Raw genomic sequence first — 18,102 nt, 5'->3', positions numbered from 1 at the left:
ATGAAAAATTATTTCTCGACTGATTAAAATATCTTTGTATACAATAGGAACAGTTTGTCAAGCTGCATAGGGTTGAAATCTTCACATTGCGCTAATGTGTTAATAAGGCCGAAAAGAGAAAACTCTAAATTCATCTGTCAATCGGCTTATTCTCCCAAAACCTTAACTCCTTAGTTCAGGTTATGAACATAGCATATACAAGGCTTGGTGTCTGGAAACAAGCACCACCACTGTTACACTATTGCCCTATATACTCAGCGGTTAGCCTAGTTTTGCTATCTCAAATAAGTAATTTATGAAGGAATGGTAAACATGGGGGTGCATCAATAACTGCTAACTTGAGTGAACCTCCAATGTGCTGTTGCCAGGAAACTCAGAAAACTATTGTTTTACTTGGGGTTGAAAATCTCCCCATAGCAAGTGCGCCTACCTTTTAATCTAATGAGAATGCCACTGCAAATTCAAAAAGTTTCCAACAAGATTTAATGGTGTGACTACCGTTTTTAATGTCTTTTTGATAAAAGTGGCTTCATCTTGGTAAATGAGTTCGTTATTAACACACAAAAAGATTACAATTTCTGTGAAACAGGCTACAATCAGAACAGTCTTAACAGGTAAATCTGCCCGCAGTCATATCCATTATGTCTGAAGTGGTTAATTTCTTGATTAAGGTGTATCTGGTTATAGACCAGTGAATCAGAAGTTCTGTATAACGGCAACAGCGATTAGTTTTACTTTTTCAGAGCAACTCACATAAAAGTGATTTTTTGCCATTAAAGTAAACAACTGCGCCTCCATTGAGAGGAAATGGGAAAGATCATAGGCAAATTAGCCAAAAGCCTATATTTCGGTGAAAAAAAGCTCGATCACAAGAGCAGTAACCACATTTTGAGTAATTGATTCTGCAAGGAGCATGAGGAACGCGGCATGAACCAGGCTAACAACGTACTCGATATTGATTATCGGCCTGACCTAGAAATAAATACGCCTGATATCGAAGAAGAACTCTTATTAATCGAGGATGAAGAGGACTTACTGCTAGTTGATGACGGCGATATTGATGATTTTTTAGAGCCTCAGACTGATGAGGACGACGCAAAGTCTGGAAAAGCCGCTAAATCGCGTCGTCGGACACAAAGCAAGAAAAAACACTTTACCGAAGACTCGATTCGCCTTTACCTGCAAGAAATCGGTCGGATTCGTTTATTACGCGCAGACGAAGAAATTGAACTGGCGCGGAAAATCGCTGATTTACTGGAATTAGAAAGAGTAAGGGATCATCTGTACGAACAGTTAGAACGAGAACCCGAATTTAAGGAATGGGCAGAAGCGGTACAACTGCCATTACCAACTTTCCGTTATCGTCTGCACGTAGGCCGTCGGGCGAAAGATAAAATGGTGCAATCGAATCTGCGGCTTGTGGTTTCTATTGCTAAAAAATATATGAATCGTGGCTTATCCTTCCAAGACTTAATTCAAGAAGGTAGCCTGGGTTTGATTCGGGCAGCAGAAAAATTTGACCATGAGAAAGGTTATAAGTTTTCTACCTACGCTACATGGTGGATTAGACAAGCAATTACAAGAGCGATCGCTGATCAATCTCGTACTATTCGTCTACCAGTTCACCTCTACGAAACTATATCACGGATCAAGAAAACTACCAAGCTATTATCTCAAGAAATGGGTCGCAAACCTACGGAAGAAGAAATTGCGACTCGCATGGAAATGACTATTGAGAAACTGCGGTTTATTGCTAAGTCAGCCCAGTTGCCCATTTCATTAGAAACACCCATTGGTAAAGAAGAAGATTCCCGTTTAGGCGATTTTATTGAATCTGATGGCGAAACACCAGAAGATCAAGTTTCTAAGAACTTACTCCGTGAAGACCTAGAAAAAGTCCTCGATAGTCTCAGTCCTCGTGAAAGAGATGTGTTGAGATTACGCTACGGCTTAGATGATGGTCGCATGAAAACCTTGGAAGAAATCGGACAGATTTTCAACGTTACCCGTGAACGCATCCGCCAAATAGAGGCCAAAGCACTCCGCAAGTTACGTCACCCCAATCGTAACAGCGTCCTCAAGGAGTATATTCGGTAAGGGGACTGGGGACTGGGGACTGGTGACTGGTGACTGGTGACTGTGAAAACAAGAAACAGGAAATATTTATCTTTCTCCTGACTCCTTGAACTTCTGACTCCTTGAACTCCTGCCTTCTGACTCCTAAAAACTGAAAAACCTGGTGGTTGTAATTAACTACCAGGTTTTTTAGTTTACAGAAAAATTTGCATTTCAAAATTTACAGAATACCCCAGAAGTGCAGGAAGCCTTGGCCAGAGAACAACTCAATTAAAGTTGCTGCTAAAAAGCCAATCATTGCCAAGCGACCATTCCAAATTTCAGCTTGGGGAGTAAAGCCCCAACGCCAAGCATTGCGATCTTCAGGTACAGAAGTAATAGTTTTTGTTGCATTAGTCATGGTTCGCACTCCAAACTATATTTACTAAGCTTTATTGCCTTATGTAAACTAATATAACAATTTTTTTCAGAAATGCAATATTGATTTATGTTTGTGTAGAGATTTGTGAACATAATTTAACAAATCTTATAAATTGATTAGCCAACAGGTGACAAGAATGTTGTCACCCTGAACTTCCAAGCTAAACTTCTAAATTTATGATCGCACCTCAAAAACGCTGATAATTACCTCATCTCGGTTGACTTGTAAAACACTTTCACCCTTAGCATCTCTATCTAGCATCGGCACAGAGTCCACAGGTATTCTGACCACTCGCTCCTTGTTAGTAACTATTACCACCTCTGTACCAGAGATAGCACGTACCATTCCCGCCAAATGATCAGTTTTGTTATGAAACTTGAGGATTTGTAGACCTAAATCACCACGATTAGCTGCTCTTAAATTGCTGGCGGGTATTCGCTTGGCGTATCCTTCTTGAGTAACCAGCAATAACTGATCATCTTTACCAACATTCGCACAGCCGACCATTTGCTGATTTTTTACCAAGCGAAAAGCTTGTAAACCCATTGCCGCACGTCCCATAAGAGGTAACTGTTCATCATTAACGGCAAATCGCAACAAGCGGCCGCCAGAACTAGCTAAAATCAGATGTTGACCTGTGGTGGTAAACTCAGTAAAAGACAATTCATCATTATCTTTGAGTTTTAAAATCGTAATTCCGCGCCGACTGAGATTAGCAAATTCCTCCAAAGCCAGACGCTTAATGCGCCCTTGTTTTGTCAGCAGTACAATTTGATTAATTTCAGGATCTTCTGGCAGCACAAAGCGGCTAACAATACCTTCTACATTGGCTTGAGCCGTACTGGTAAGCATGGTAATTAATGGTGTTCCCCGTGGAGAACGTCCAGTTGTGGCGGGAATATCTCCCACCTTCACAGGGTAAACTTTGCCCCCAGTATTGAGGATGAGCAAATCTTGATTGGTATCAGTTACCGCTGTTTGAATAATGAAGTCATTTTCATGCAAACTGTTTTCAGTTTTTGGCTTCTTCCCATGAGGAGAAAGACGACGTACATAACCGCGTTGAGTAAATTCTAAAATAGCTTCTTCTGAGGGTTGTTCAGATTTGGAATTTTCCTCTGTTTCTGTTTTGCCCTTTTCTTGTTTAACTGGGATATCGCTGATGGAAGAAATTTTAGTTCTTCTAGCATCTTCATATTTGCGTTTGAGAGTTCGCAAATCCTTTTTCAAAGACTTCAGTAATTCCCGTCGGTCTTCCAGTAATCTCCGCAATGAGGTAATTTGCGCGTTGAGGTCACTAAATTCTTGCTGTAAATTTTGTTGTTCTAAACTGGTGAGACGGCGTAATGGCATGGCTAAAATGGCATCCGCTTGTACTTCACTCAAATCTAATTGGCTACAAAGAGTCATTTTGGCTGTACTACCATCGGTAGCTTGCCTTAAAATAGCAATTACTTCATCTAAGTTAGATAAAGCTGTTAATAAACCAGTGACGATATTTAAACGATTTTCTGCTTTACCTAACTCATAACTGTAGCGACGATTAAGGGTATGTTCTCGGAAATTGAGAAATTCCTGTAACATTTGCCGCAAGCTTAACTGGCGGGGTTGTCCATCCACCAAAGCCAAAAGAATTGCGCCAAAGGTAGTTTGTAGGGCTGTTTGGTGGTAGAGATGTTGGAGGACATCCTGGGGGTTGGTATCGCGTTTGAGTTCAATGACTACTCGCATTCCTTCACGATCGCTCTCATCTCGCAAATCAGAAATGCCGTGTAAACGACCTTGATTGACCAAATCAGCGACTTTTTCAATCCAGCCGGCTTTATTCACTTGATACGGTAATTCTGTGACGATAATCGCTGTCCGGCGCTTACTTCCCCTAGTTGGCATAACTTCTTCTAGGGTAGCTACACCCCGGAGAACGATCCCACCTTTACCGGTAGTGTATGCTTCTCGAATGCCTGAGTTACCAACAATTTCCCCACCTGTAGGAAAGTCAGGTCCAGGAATTAGCTCAAATAACTTCTCATCCTTTAAATCTGGATTATCAATTAAAGCTATTAAACCATCGACTATTTCCCCTAAATTATGGGGTGGAATATTTGTAGCCATTCCCACAGCAATACCAGCACAGCCATTAAGTAAGAGAAATGGTAACTGAGCAGGTAATACTGTGGGTTCTTGTTGTGAATTATCGAAATTTCCGATAAATTCTACAGTTTCTTCGCCAATTTCTGCCAGCATTCCTTCATGACTCACTGGTGCAAGGCGCGTCTCTGTATAACGCATTGCTGCTGGTGGGTCATTATCCACACTGCCAAAATTACCATGTCCGGCTAGTAAGGGGTAACGGCTGGAAAAATCTTGTACTAACCTGACCAAAGCATCATAAACAGCTTGATCCCCGTGGGGATGGTATTTACCTAATACGTCACCAACTACGCGAGCGCATTTGCGATAAGGTCTATCTGGTGTTAAACCGAGTTCGTGCATGGCATACAAAATCCGCCGATGCACAGGCTTTAAGCCATCACGCACGTCCGGTAATGCTCGCCCAACTATCACACTCATGGCATATTCTAGATAAGACCGTTGCATCTCGGTGTGCAGGGGTGTTGGAATTACCTGTCCCGTGGAGAGAAGGTTTAACTGTTGTGCCATGAGTTTTTTCCCTGAATTCTAACTATACAAAAATCGCTGTAACTTACCACTGTAACAACCACAGCATTACCAATGAAATAGCATTCCTCACACAATCTTGATTCTCAGAGGATAAAAAACCGTAGTATTATCCTTGATGTTGGGGATACACATTGATTATTAAACGGGTGGCAAATATTATTTGCTGCATAACGTCTTATACCAAATTGGTAGCGGTTATACTGTTTCAAATTGTGGAAACACCTTAACCATCAACACTTTCCCATCGAAAATCCCAAAGCAGAAATCCAATATTGCTTGTAATCCTCCCATATTCACCCTAATTTAAATTCTTAAATTCTCATGAAAACAGTTTTGATTGTCGAAGATGATCTGATTAATGCTCGTGTTTTTTCCAAGATTTTGACCAAACGTGGTGGCTTGGGGGTAAAACACACGGAAGATGTGGAAGAAGTAATAAAAATTGCCCAAGCTGGGGAAGCTGATTTGATTTTAATGGATGTTTCTCTGTCACGTAGTATTTATCAAGGCAAGTCTGTTGATGGTATCAAAATTACACAAATGTTAAAATCTGACCCACAAACCGCAAATTTACCTGTGATTTTAGTGACTGCACACGCTATGGAAGGCGACCGCGAGAACTTTCTTAAACAAAGTGGTGCTGATGGCTACATCTCAAAACCAGTTGTTGACCATCAGCAATTTGTTGAGCAAATCATGGAACTTCTCCCCAAAAACTAGCTTTGAGTATTGATAACTGATATTAGCAACGTTCACCCATCAAGATTTGGCAATATTTGTATTTTGGGAAAGAATCTACTGTGCAGTCGGTGGATCGGGGATGATTACATCTTCCTGTGGATATAGGGCTGATTGCATTTGAGGTAAATCCAAGAACTTTTTGGCATCTAGTAACAGGCGTGTACCCCAAAGGTTTTGTTTAAGAAAGTCTAATTCTGCATAGCGTTGGTCTATGCGGAGTGCTTCTTGCCCTATTGCTAAACCTTGTTGGCTATCGCCTTTAGTATACAGTGCTACTGCTAGTGCTAATAAAGGTTCTGCTGCTTTTTTGTCAATAGCAATTGCCTCTTGCCATTTCTTTATTGCGCCTTCAACATCCCCTTGTTCGTATTTAATTAAGCCAATGTTGTTAACTGCTGGCCAGAATTTTTTATCCTGGGATACAGATTCATTAAATTTGGCGATCGCCTCTGGTAAACGACCGAGCATATAATAAGCATTACCCAGATCAAACAACCCTTCTGGATCATTGGGTTGTAACTTCAACCCAGCTTGATAATAGTTGGCTGAAGCTTGATAATTTTCTTTCTGAAAATTAGCTGAACCTATAGCAAAAAGAACATCCGCATTTTTGGGATTGAGAGTTTGTGCCTTTTTCAAAGCTGCGATCGCTGCATCAAACTCTTTTGTTTGCAGATGTAATCCACCTAACAGGAACCATACTTTATCATTTTTAGGAGCTAGTTGAGTCGCCAGCCTCGCTCTTGGCAAGGCCATATCAATTTGCTGAAACTGAGCTAATTGAGCAGCTTCTTGAGCCAAGCTCAAACCCTGCTTCTCTAACTTAGCTGTATCAATCTCTACTGTATGAGGTATTAGCGCCTGTGCGTGAACTGCTTGGGGCAGATTCCATAAACCACAGACAATTAGAAAAGAAATAAAATTAAGGTGTTTTGGCACACTACCGCCTCTTAGCCACAAATCAATTTATCTTTACCGTTAGCTTAGACGATTTCCACTGTAGACGACAGGTAAATTTTACAGAATAGTGGTGATTGGTGATTGGTGATTGGTGATTGGTGATTGGTGATTGGTGATTGGTGATTGGTGATTGGTGATTGGATGAATAACCCAATTCCCAATTGACATTAATTGTGAAAATTTGTTATATTAATAAGTAATAACATACTTATTTATGCCACGGACACCAAAAATTACCAATGAGCAAATATTAGATGCAGCCCGTGAAATATTTCTTGAGCAAGGTTTTGGGGCTTCAACCTTGGAAATTGCTCAAAAAGCTGGAATTTCAGAAGCGTCTATTTTCAAACGCTTTTCCACTAAAGAAGAACTTTTCTTTGCATCAATGGGTATTCCTGAAAAATCACCTTGGGGAAAGAAACTTGACGCTTTGGTGGGAAAAGGAAATCTGAAACAAAATCTTATAGATTTGAGTCTAGAGATTCTAGAATTTAATCGTCAAGTAATGCCACGTTTGATGATGTTGCGATCGCGTGGTAATTTAATCCCAGAAATGTTCAATCGCGCAGATTCTAGACCTAGCCGAGATTTGAAAACATTTACCAATTTTCTAGAAAGGGAAATAGCACAAGGAAGACTGCGCCCCTGCGATCCCCAAACTATTGCTATGATATTGTTAGGATCACTGATGAATTATGTTTTCTTAGAGCATATACACCCCACAGGAGAACGACCTACAAATGAACTCTTATTTGTCCAGAATCTCATAGAGATAGTTTGGCAGGGAATTTCACCTACTTAATCTCAATATTAATTGCACAAGTGAGTGTAATATTTTTAGCCAATTAATTTGGGCAATTATTCAACAATGGACAATTAACAATGAACAATTGACAATTACCTTTCCCTGAAAGTCAGAGTCTTGAAAAAGCGGAATTTTTGGCTTTTTTACCCTGTAAAGAGGAGGTGTTAAACCTTGAATGAAACAATTGTCAATTATCAACTGTCAATTATCAATTAATAAGTGATTACTTACATTTTATTGTTGTGGTTTGAGATTGGTGATTAGTGATTACACCCACGTTTCGTCTTTCCTCAACACCAGTAAAATTCACCCTATGATGTGAGGGCGCACCATTCTCTAAACTTTTAGTATAAATAAGAACTTACATCTATTCATCTTAGTTATTTGTCAGTTAATAGCAAAAGATTGTTTAGTATTGAGATCAAAACTTGATAAATTGGGTAATTTACGAAATTTTAGACAAATAAGAAGGCAAATAATAATATGACTAGCTACACAGAAATTCCACTGATAGGCAAAAAAGTTAAGTATCCATTACGCTGGCTGATGGGTTTAGTCGCTGCTGGTGTTTTCGTTGTGGGGACAACAACAGTCCTAAAAGTAGTAAACCGGGAAAACAGCAAACAAGACATTTCTCAACTCACTGTTCCCGTGGAAGCAAAAAGCGTCACAGTGAGAATTACAGCGAGTGGGAAAGTGCAACCAGTACAAAGCGTGAATATTAGCCCGAAAAGTCCGGGATTATTAGCAGAATTAAACGTTGAACAGGGAGAAACAGTCCAAAAGGGGCAAATTATAGCCCGCATGGATAATTCCGAAATCAAGATGCGGATACTTCAGTATCAAGCTAACTTAGAACAGGCCAAGGCACAACTAGCAGAAAGCGAAGCAGGGAGTCGTCCTGAAGAAATTGCCCAAGCAAAAGCGAGGTTAGCACAAGCGCAAGCTCAACTAGCTGTAATTCGTGCTGGTAATCGTTCGCAGGAAATTGATCAAGCTAGGGCGGCTGTAGATGCTGCTAACGCTCAGGTAGAACTAACTCAATCCAGGGTAAAGCGTTACCAAGCTTTAGCTAAAGAAGGTGCTATTTCTCAAGATACTTTAGACCAGTACATTACTGAAGATAGAAGAGCAAAAGCCAGTTTAGAAGAAGCAAAAAAGCGATTATCTTTGCAAAAAGCTGGAAACCGTGATGAAGATATCAAAAGACAACAAGCAGTTGTTACCCAAGAAAGGGAAGCATTGCGAAAGTTAGAAAATGGTAGTCGTCCTGAAGAAATTGCTCGTTTGAGAGCAGCTGTAACAGCTGCCAATGCTCAATTAAGACAGCAACAAGTACAGTTAGAAGATACAATTATCCGCGCTCCCTTTTCTGGAATTGTTACCCAAAGATATGCCACATTAGGAGGTTATGTTAGTCCTGCTATTTCTGCTTCTAGTAATGCTTCTGCTACTTCCACTTCAATTATTGCTTTAGCTAGAGGTTTAGAAATTTTGGCGAATGTTCCTGAAACTGATATTGGGAGAATTAAACAAGGACAAGAAGTAGAAATTGTCGCTGATGCTTATCCTGATCAGGTGTTTAAAGGGAGTGTACGTTTAATTGCTCCTGAAGCAGTTGTAGAACAAGGTGTAACATCATTTCAGGTGCGGATAAATATTGATAGTGGTGTGGATAAATTGCGTTCTGGTTTAAATGTGGATGTGACATTTTTGGGCGATCGCATTAATGACGCTTTAACTATACCCACTGTCGCTATTCTCACGGAAAATGGCAAAACAGGGGTATTAGTACCAGATGAAAATAATAAACCCCAGTTTCGAGAAATTACTATTGGTACACAAATTAAAAATGAAACTCAAGTTTTAGAGGGTGTAAAAACAGGTGATTTAATATTTATTAATCCTCCAAAAGATTACAAGATTAAAAAAGAGAAAAAATAGGTGACAGGAGTTAGGAGTCGTAGGGGCGAAGCATTCGGAAAATAACCTGTGATAAAAATTGATAATTTATCGCCCGAATGCTTCGCCCTTACAGGAGTTAGGAGTTAAATAGAGAAAGAAGAATAATTCTGAAAATCCAAAATCTAAAATCCAAAATCAAACGTCTTATGAATTTTCTAGAAAGTGTACAAATGGCAGGTAAAACCCTGATATCTAATAAACTGAGAAGTGTTTTAACAATGCTGGGGATTATTATTGGCAATAGCTCAGTAATTGCGATGATTGGTATTGGTGAAGGTGGACAAAAATTTGTATCTGACCAATTAAATTCCTTGGGTCAAAATGTTGTATTTGTGATTCCTGGTAATGAAGAAGTTCAGCGAGTTTCTAGGGATGTTGTGAGAACTTTAGTTTTAGAAGATGCGAATGCAATTGATACTCAAGTACCGACCATAGCAGAAACAACAGCAGAATTAAATAGTAGACAGGTTGTTACTTATAAAAACAGAAATACCAATGTGAATATTATTGGTACAACTCCTAGTTTTTTGAAAGTACGTGATTTTGAAGTAGCAACAGGAAGATTTTTCACCGACATAGATATGAAGCGCAGTAACCAAGTTGTGGTTTTAGGTGCGAAATTAAAAGAAAAACTTTTTGGTGATAAAAATCCTATTAGTCAACCAATTAGAATCAAAAATACCAGCTTTCAAGTAATTGGTGTTTTAACAGAAAAAGGTTCAAATTTGGGTGTAAATTATGATGATTCTGCATTAGTTCCCATTATGACAGCAGCAAATCGTTTAGTGGGTAAAACCTCACCTTATGGTTTAGAAGTAACTTATATTGTTGCTTCTGCTAAAGATGCTGATAGTGTGGATGCAGCAGAATTTCAAATTACTAATTTACTGCGACAAAGACATAAATTAGTGGGGGAAAATGACTTTACTATTCGTACCCAAAAAGATGCTTTAGAAACAGTCGGTCAAATTTCCGGTGCTTTGACAATTATGTTAACAGGAATTGCGGCTATTTCCTTATTTGTTGGTGGTATTGGAATTATGAATATTATGTTGGTTTCTGTAACTGAACGTACCCAAGAAATTGGTTTAAGAAAGGCGATAGGTGCTACCCAACAAGATATTTTACTTCAGTTCATGATTGAAGCAGTTATTGTTTCTGTCATTGGTGGTGTAGTTGGTACTGCTGTGGGAGTTGGGGGTATAATGTTAGTCGCTGCTGTAAGTCCTTTAGAAGCAAGTATTTCTTTTGTTTCTATTACTATGGCAGTGGGTATTTCTGGGGGTATTGGTTTATTTTTTGGGGTTGTTCCTGCGCGTCGTGCTGCACAACTTGATCCTATTGTGGCGTTGAGGAGTGCGTGAGTAATTGAAAATGTCTGAATCAAGATTTCCAGGATTTAAGGATTTACAAATTATCAATGAATTCTGCAAGAGGTCTATTATAATATTGTAATTACAAAAAACTACTTTTGTAAACTAATCATTAGAAAATTAAATCTCTATGTCTAACACTCTCACTATTCATGATTCTCTTTCTCCTAACTCTGAACCAAAATCAGAAATTATCCGTTTAGAAAATATATTTAAAGTCTACGGAATGGGGGAAACAGAAGTACAAGCATTAAATGATATCAACTTATCTATTCATGAAGGTGAATATTGTGCCATTATGGGTCCTTCTGGGTCGGGAAAATCTACAGCGATGAATATTGTCGGTTGTTTAGATCGTCCTAGTTCTGGTAATTATTATTTAGATAATGTCAATGTTGCCCAAATGAATGATCAGGACTTAGCACACATTAGAAATAAAAAGCTGGGTTTTGTATTTCAACAATTTCATTTATTACCCCAACTTACAGCTTTAGAAAATGTGATGTTACCAATGGTTTATGCTGGGGTAAAACCCAGTGAAAGAAAAGAACGTGCTGCGGAAGCATTAATAAAAGTAGGGTTAGAAAAACGTTTAAATAATAAACCTACTCAGTTATCAGGAGGACAACAACAAAGAGTAGCGATCGCTCGTGCAATTGTCAACCGTCCTGTTGTACTCTTAGCAGATGAACCTACCGGTGCTTTAGACTCTCGCACAACTCAAGAAGTTTTAGATATTTTTGGTGAATTAAATAGCACGGGAATTACAGTTGTGATGGTGACTCATGAAACGGAAGTTGCTAGTCAAACCAATCGCATTGTTTGGTTTCGTGATGGAAAAGTTGTACACTCTCACTTAACACCAGAAGAGTTACATCAACTGGTAGCTTCTTAGAGGATGTTTGAAAAGTCTCTCATGATGTATCAAATATTTTCAGATCCCCCTAAAACCTCATTGAAAAGGGGGACTTTAAAGAATTTAGTCCCCCCTTTTTAAGGGGGGTTGGGGGAATCTAAAAATCAACTATATACTAGAAGTTAACCCCAAACGAAAAGTAAAACCAGGACTATAGATACGATTCACCTTTTCATATTGTTCACCGAACAAATTTTCCAAGTAAAAAGTCAATCCTAAATTTTGACTCACAGGAATACGACCACTCAAATCTAAATTTACAAAAGAAGGTGAAAAATCTGTATTTTTTTCACCAGCAGCAGTATTAGTAAACAAAGCGCGACGAGTACCACTATTATAAGTCAGATACAAATTAGCTTGCCATCCATTCTTTTGATAACCAACACCAGCTTGCAGCAAAGAATAAGGAATCAAACCTAATTGTAATCCTTTTTCCGTTCCCGTTTTAATTTCGGCATCTGTATAAGTGTAGTTGATAAAAGTAGACCAATCACGAGCTAATTTTAATTGCAAAGCAGCTTCTAAACCATTAGTATCTACCAAACCCACATTTTCCCATCTACCAGCAATAATTCCCAAGCGATTATCTAAACTACTACCAAAATAAGTCAACTGCGCCAGCAAATTACTAGATAAATTAAAATCCACTCCCGCAGTCCAAGTAGAACCAGTTTCGGGTTTTAAATTTGGGTTTGGTTTCCAATTATGAACAGTGTCAAAAACATATAATTGATCTAAACCAGGATTACGTTGCGCCCCCGCCCAACTTCCACGCACAGCAACTACAGAATTAATTCCATAACGGAAACCAACACTGGGATTGAAATAACTGTCAAACTGACTATCAAAGCTTTGTCTTAAACCCAAATCAATCAGAAAATCATCACTAATTTTCCAAGTATTCACAGCAAACAAAGCCGTATTTAAAACACTTCTATCTTCCTTTTCATTTTCCGCAGCAAGAGCAGGGTTTGTACTCAACACATCACCTATTAAATCAGTGTTTTTTAAATCTAAACCCCAACGCAATTGATTATTGTCGCTCAGTTTCCACTCATGATCTACCCTAGTAGTAATTTGTTTAGTATCTAAAATTCCCGTGCGGTAAAAAATTCCTCCTGGTCCCGTTGGTCCGTATGTACTAAAGTAATTTTGATTATAACCGATAGTAGTTGTTAAATTTGAATCGTTATCCTTACCCAGTCGAGTTTTCCAGGATAACCCAATATTTAAACTATCATGGTCTAATCTATCTCTTTGTAAAGGAAAACCAAAATAAATTAAACCCCTACGACTACTGAGGGTCTTAAAATCTAAATTCACAGAATTTTTAGCATCTAAATCTAAACCAATACTACCAAAATAGGTACTGGTGGCAGTATCAGCATTAAATAAATAACCATCCGCAGGATTACGATTTGCTGCACCCACAGGAACACGATAACGGTTGTCTATAAAGAATCTTTCAAAACTGAAATTGTATTTGACTTTATTAGCAGAACCAGAATAAGTAACCTGTTGATTATTTAAATTTAAAGATCCAAATTCTGCACTACCAGTTAATTTTGGTTTCCTAAAACCTTCTTTGGTGATAATATTTACAATCCCACCAAAAGCCGAAGAACCATATAAAGATGAAGCCGCACCGCTATATAATTCTACCCTTTCAATTGCCTCTACAGGAATACTATTTAAGTCAGTAGCACCATGATAAGTGCTAATATCATTATTAAATGGTCTGCCATTAATTAAGAATACAGATTGATTAATCGAAGCACCGCGATAATATGTTCCGGTGTGAATATCAGCACCATGTCCCACATTATTAATAGCAAAACCAGGCATTTTTTCTAAAACATCAGCAACGCTAGTAGCACCTTGTTTTGCGATTTCTTCTTTTTCAATTACATGAGTTGGTGTAGATTCGGGTAAAGCGTCTTTTTCTCCTATCGCTTCAATGGAAATATCTGTATCCTCTGTAGGTTCTGTAGGAGTTAAATCTGTTTCTGTGTCTTTTTTAACTTCGGTTTCCGCAGGTTGTTGAGTTAATAAGTTCGCATTTGTGGCAGGTAGTTGAATTTCATTTAAACTAGGAATATCTGAATTTACTACCTGATCTTTAGTTTTATTATTATTAGCGACAGCAGGAAAAGCTACCAGTAAACTCAGTAAAAAAACTGGCAGGAAAACAAAATTATTATTCATCTTTCTCAACTCACACTTGGTAAAAACAAATGTAGGTATTCTCTCTGTTTATATAAAAACTGTCAAAAGACAAGCTGTCATATTTCAGATCACCTAATTATTTTCTGAATCACTATTAGACTCAGAAGAGGTAGAATCAGGTGGTGTTACTTCCTGGGTTTTACTTTCATCAACCTGATTTTCTGTATCAGATTTGACTGGTTCTAGTGAAGATGTAGATTCTTGAGGATTGGTAATTTTTGGTTTTGGTTGAGAAGCTTCTCTCTGTCTTTCTCTTTGTCTTTCTTTGATTTGACGATGACGCTGTGACCCTTGGATCGCAAAATTAATTGATGCTGTCACACCTTGTCTACCACCATCTAAAGGTGTTAATTTCCACTCTTGTACAGCTTGTTGAGCAGCTTCATCTAGTTCACTATCACCACTAGAACGAATTAACCGCACAAAGGTAACATTACCATTAATATCCGTATCAAGAGCAACTTCAGCACGACCTTCTATACCTCGCCTTCTGGCTTTATCGGGATATTTGATATCACATCTAATACAATCTGCACGATTTAATTTTGTCCCATTGACAGGACGTGGTTTTGGTGCGATCGCAATATTTCTCTCACCATTTCCAATACCATTTCCAGTACCTTTACCTGCACCATTTCCAATACCATTTCCAGTGCCATTTCCAGTACCTTTACCTGCACTATTTCCAATACCATCTCCAGTACCGCTACCCTCACCATTTCCAGTCCCATTTTCTGTACCTTTACTTAAACCAGACCGCAAACGATTACCTAAATTACTTAAACTATTTTGACTAGATGAAGTAGTAAAAGTATTGTTGGAACTAACACTAACACTGCTAGGAGTTATTAACTTTGGTGCTGGAACATTTGAAAGTTTTGTATCTGGTATGACAGTTTGTTCAGGTTGTTCAACTGTGGGTTGAGTGGTTGTTTCAGTTTCTACTTTTTCAGTTATTTTTTCAGTTATTTTTGAAATAGGTGTAGTTGTTAAACTTGGTTGTGTTGTCGTCGGTTCAGGAATAGTTTTAGCAATAGGTGTAGTTGTTAAACTTGGTTGTGTTGTCGTCGGTTCAGGAATAGTTTTAGTAATAGGTGTAGTTGTTAAACTTGGTTGTGTTATCGTCTTTTCAGGAATAGTTAGTGTTTGGCGTTGTTTGACAACAAAATTTTGAGTAGTTTTCAGTTGGGTTTGTTTAACTACAGGTTGAATAGCAGCATTACTCACGCTCAAGGTAGTTTTTTCTGGAAGAGAACTTTTAAAATTGTTATTACCACCACTACCACCACTAGCAGAATTTATCTTTGGTTGAGAGTTTTTTATCTCTTGTGGTTTGGCTATTATTTCCGGAACAGTTTCCACAATTGTGATTTCAATTGGTTCTTCTTGAGTTTGAGAAACTCTTTGTATAAATTTGCCAATCCCTAAAGCTAAAACCCCAATATGAAATACTAAAGAAGCGATGAGACTACAAAATAAAAAAGATTTAAGTGCTTTAGCTTCTTTTTCTCGCTGCTCTACAATTACAATCGAAAAACCCATATTTTAATTATTGTTTATGTTTTTATAATTTATTAGTTGTTTCTACTTATCTAATAATTGGATTAATTAGCGAGACAAAAAGCCCCGCCAATAATTATTTCAATTCAGAAAGTAAATTGTATTACTTCCAATTTTTATCTGCTTGTTCCAACACATAAGCAGCTACATTTTCAATGTTTTCGGTTTTTATGCGTTTACCAAAGGCTGGCATCGCACCCTTGCCGTTTGTAATTTGAGTAATAATAGCTTCAGCAGAGTACATATTGTACTTTTCCAAATCTGCTTTCTTCAAGCTTTTAGCAGCATTAACTAAATTTTTACCCCCCGCATGACATTGAGCGCAATTAGCTGTAAATACTGCTTTTCCAGCAACTGTATCTGCTGCTAAAGCGGGACTACTGAAGGCAAAAGTGAAGATGGTTATGCCTAACAGTAATACGGAAATTATCTTTTTCATCTCGTGTTCTCTCTACAACAATCGTTGAGTTGGTGCAATATGCTTCATAATTTTCTTTGGATTCTGTTGTATCAGTCAAACGACAAGCTGTAAAACTTGGAGGTCATTTTGGCAAAATTTACCTGACGTTCTTTTTATATCACGGGTTTGCAGTAAATGTAAATTTATGTAAAGGTCAGTGTTTCCTAGCCTCTACAGATCACTTTTTCAGCAACCGCTAAATAGTAATTCTGATTCATAATTTTTGAATTATCAAGCATTATTCCCAACTGCCAAAACAGTTGGGAATCTCTTGTCTTACCCTTTCAGGTATAACTATTATTAACTCACTGACAAATCTATTTACCAGCCAGCTTCCGCTTTTTCCATGACGTAAGCAGCTACATTGGCAATATCATCAGCTGACAAATTATTTTTGAAAGCTGGCATAGCATTTTTACCGTTTGTAACTTGAGCAATAATAGCAGATTCAGAGTAAATATTGTACTCTTCTAAGTCTGCCTTACTCAAACTTTTAGCAGCATTAACTAAATTTTTACCACCTGCATGACAAGAAGCACAATTAGCTGTAAATATTTTTTCTCCAGCACCAGTGTCAGCAGCGAAAGCAGGATTAATGAAGGCAAAGGTGAAGATAGTGATGCCTAATAGTAATACAGAAATAATCTTTTTCATTTTGTGTTCTCTCTACAACAATTGCTGATTAGGAGGTACTTGCTCCATAATTCTCTTTTTATTGTCTTGTATAAATCAAAAGAATAACTGTAAAAATTGAACTAAATTATTGAGCATAATAGATGTAATACTTATTATTGCAATGGTTGGGAATATATATTAATTTATATTAAACATAAATTTAAGTCACAAAAAAATCATTCTTAACTAAAAATTAAAAATTCATATCTAAAAAATGCTAAGATTAATGCTAATAATTATGTCAAAATAATTAAACATAAAATAGGGTTTGCTGATAGCGTAGCGTGGCGTTAGCCATATAAATCAGAAAACTTTACAGGTAAAGGGTTTTAGCTATTTTGACTTGTACTGAGCGACTTGTACTGAGCGCAGTCGAAGTAAGCCGAAGTGCTTTCAAAAAGTGCCAGCTTTTATGAGGTGGCAAGTGAAAAACCCTGCACTTAATTCCTACTTAAAGAAAAAATCCTTCCTATCCAACTCTTGAAACTGTCACCGTGGCGTAGTACCTGTCACCTGTCACCTAGCCTTCACAGATAACTTTTTCAGCAAACCCTAGTTAGAACATCAATTTATCATGAAAATCTTAGTACACAAGGGTTTTACTCTGACTCCTGACTCCTGACTCCTGCTATATTTTTCAGGCTTTTACTGACGGAAATCGACTGATGAAGGCTGAATGCTTAGGTGAAAAGATGTTTATTGATTCGCTAATCTAGTAATTGCTGGTTCACTGACTCGGCAAATTCGCCAATCTTCTAAAATATCAGCCCCCATAGTCCGGTAAAATTCCTGTGCAGAAACATTCCAATCTAAAACACTCCATTCTAAGCGCCCACAATTTCTTTCAACAGCTATTTTTGCTAATTTAGTCAGCAGTGCTTTACCAATACCTTGACGACGATATTCAGGTAAAACAAAAATATCTTCTAAATAAATTCCTGGCTTGGTGAGAAATGTAGAATAATTGTGAAAAAATAAAGCAAAACCCACAGCTTTACCTGTGACTTCTGCTAAAATCGCCTCTATATATTTTCGTTCACCAAATAAATGCTCATTTAATGCTTGAGCATTACCAGTGACAGCAGCAGATAATTTTTCATATTCTGCCAAGCCCTGAATTAATTCAAATAATACAGCACTATCACCAGGTTCAGCAAACCGGATAATTAAATCACTATCAAAAGTCATGAGTCTTATTCTCTAGTCCACAATCTCTAGTTTACAGGGGACTGGGGACTGGGG

15 protein-coding genes are annotated in these 18,102 nt (G+C 38.0%); 6 read left to right on the top strand and 9 right to left on the bottom strand.

The features are described 5' to 3' along the window. The first annotated feature begins 927 nt into the window (after positions 1 to 927). A complete protein-coding gene (gene rpoD / locus PN497_RS15470) occupies positions 928 to 2,097 on the top strand; it encodes an RNA polymerase sigma factor RpoD (protein WP_096569065.1) in 1,170 nt (389 codons plus the stop codon). Here rpoD and PN497_RS15465 read toward each other — a convergent pair. From PN497_RS15465 to gyrA, 3 genes are all read right to left on the bottom strand, one after another. After that, positions 2,078 to 2,293, bottom strand: a complete 216-nt coding sequence (locus tag PN497_RS15465; RefSeq protein ID WP_272110608.1) for a hypothetical protein — start codon at positions 2,291 to 2,293, stop codon at positions 2,078 to 2,080. The two genes, rpoD and PN497_RS15465, sit on opposite strands and share 20 nt — an antisense overlap. Positions 2,294 to 2,296: 3 nt before the next feature. Next, complete coding sequence (locus tag PN497_RS15460; RefSeq protein ID WP_096569061.1) at positions 2,297 to 2,476, bottom strand: chlorophyll a/b-binding protein; 180 nt, start codon at positions 2,474 to 2,476, stop codon at positions 2,297 to 2,299. 195 nt (positions 2,477 to 2,671) lie between these two features. Continuing rightward, positions 2,672 to 5,158: a DNA gyrase subunit A gene (gene gyrA, locus PN497_RS15455; RefSeq protein ID WP_096569058.1), complete on the bottom strand. Its 2,487-nt coding sequence runs from the start codon at positions 5,156 to 5,158 to the stop codon at positions 2,672 to 2,674. A 342-nt stretch (positions 5,159 to 5,500) separates the two neighbouring features. On the opposite strand from gyrA, the gene PN497_RS15450 reads away from it, so the two are divergent. Next, complete coding sequence (locus PN497_RS15450) at positions 5,501 to 5,899, top strand: response regulator (protein ID WP_096569055.1); 399 nt, start codon at positions 5,501 to 5,503, stop codon at positions 5,897 to 5,899. Positions 5,900 to 5,974: 75 nt separating this feature from the next. On the opposite strand, the gene PN497_RS15445 is transcribed toward PN497_RS15450, so the two are convergent. Then, on the bottom strand, positions 5,975 to 6,859 hold the full coding sequence (locus PN497_RS15445; protein WP_096569052.1) for a tetratricopeptide repeat protein: 885 nt from the start codon (positions 6,857 to 6,859) through the stop codon (positions 5,975 to 5,977). 235 nt (positions 6,860 to 7,094) lie between these two features. Between PN497_RS15445 and PN497_RS15440 the strand changes: the two genes are divergently transcribed. The 4 genes from PN497_RS15440 to PN497_RS15425 all read left to right on the top strand — a co-directional run bounded on the left by PN497_RS15440 (position 7,095) and on the right by PN497_RS15425 (position 11,918). After that, on the top strand, positions 7,095 to 7,682 hold the full coding sequence (locus PN497_RS15440) for a TetR/AcrR family transcriptional regulator (protein WP_096569049.1): 588 nt from the start codon (positions 7,095 to 7,097) through the stop codon (positions 7,680 to 7,682). 486 nt (positions 7,683 to 8,168) lie between these two features. Continuing rightward, positions 8,169 to 9,629: an efflux RND transporter periplasmic adaptor subunit gene (locus PN497_RS15435; protein WP_096569046.1), complete on the top strand. Its 1,461-nt coding sequence runs from the start codon at positions 8,169 to 8,171 to the stop codon at positions 9,627 to 9,629. A 167-nt stretch (positions 9,630 to 9,796) separates the two neighbouring features. Continuing rightward, positions 9,797 to 11,014, top strand: coding sequence for an ABC transporter permease (locus PN497_RS15430; protein ID WP_096569043.1), 1,218 nt, complete (start codon positions 9,797 to 9,799; stop codon positions 11,012 to 11,014). A gap of 139 nt (positions 11,015 to 11,153) precedes the next feature. After that, positions 11,154 to 11,918, top strand: a complete 765-nt coding sequence (locus PN497_RS15425; RefSeq protein WP_096569040.1) for an ABC transporter ATP-binding protein — start codon at positions 11,154 to 11,156, stop codon at positions 11,916 to 11,918. 129 nt (positions 11,919 to 12,047) lie between these two features. Here PN497_RS15425 and PN497_RS15420 read toward each other — a convergent pair whose 3' ends face one another. The 5 genes from PN497_RS15420 to PN497_RS15400 form a co-directional block, all read right to left on the bottom strand. Further along, positions 12,048 to 14,144 (bottom strand): TonB-dependent receptor plug domain-containing protein, encoded by a 2,097-nt coding sequence (locus PN497_RS15420; protein ID WP_096569037.1) that lies wholly within the window; start codon positions 14,142 to 14,144, stop codon positions 12,048 to 12,050. A 93-nt stretch (positions 14,145 to 14,237) separates the two neighbouring features. Next, entirely contained in the window at positions 14,238 to 15,707 is a 1,470-nt protein-coding gene (locus PN497_RS15415) for an energy transducer TonB (RefSeq protein WP_272110601.1), read from the bottom strand. Positions 15,708 to 15,828: 121 nt separating this feature from the next. Continuing rightward, complete coding sequence (petJ, locus tag PN497_RS15410; RefSeq protein WP_096569031.1) at positions 15,829 to 16,164, bottom strand: cytochrome c6 PetJ; 336 nt, start codon at positions 16,162 to 16,164, stop codon at positions 15,829 to 15,831. A gap of 342 nt (positions 16,165 to 16,506) precedes the next feature. Then, on the bottom strand, positions 16,507 to 16,839 hold the full coding sequence (gene petJ, locus PN497_RS15405; protein WP_096569028.1) for a cytochrome c6 PetJ: 333 nt from the start codon (positions 16,837 to 16,839) through the stop codon (positions 16,507 to 16,509). A gap of 717 nt (positions 16,840 to 17,556) precedes the next feature. Beyond that, entirely contained in the window at positions 17,557 to 18,048 is a 492-nt protein-coding gene (locus PN497_RS15400; protein ID WP_096569025.1) for a GNAT family N-acetyltransferase, read from the bottom strand. Between the last annotated feature and the right edge of the window lie 54 nt (positions 18,049 to 18,102).

This window comes from Sphaerospermopsis kisseleviana CS-549, from assembly GCF_028329225.1.
GTDB lineage: Bacteria > Cyanobacteriota > Cyanobacteriia > Cyanobacteriales > Nostocaceae > Sphaerospermopsis > Sphaerospermopsis kisseleviana.
The sequence above is the reverse complement of the archived record's forward strand: the minus strand, read 5'-3'. Positions and strand labels throughout refer to the sequence as shown.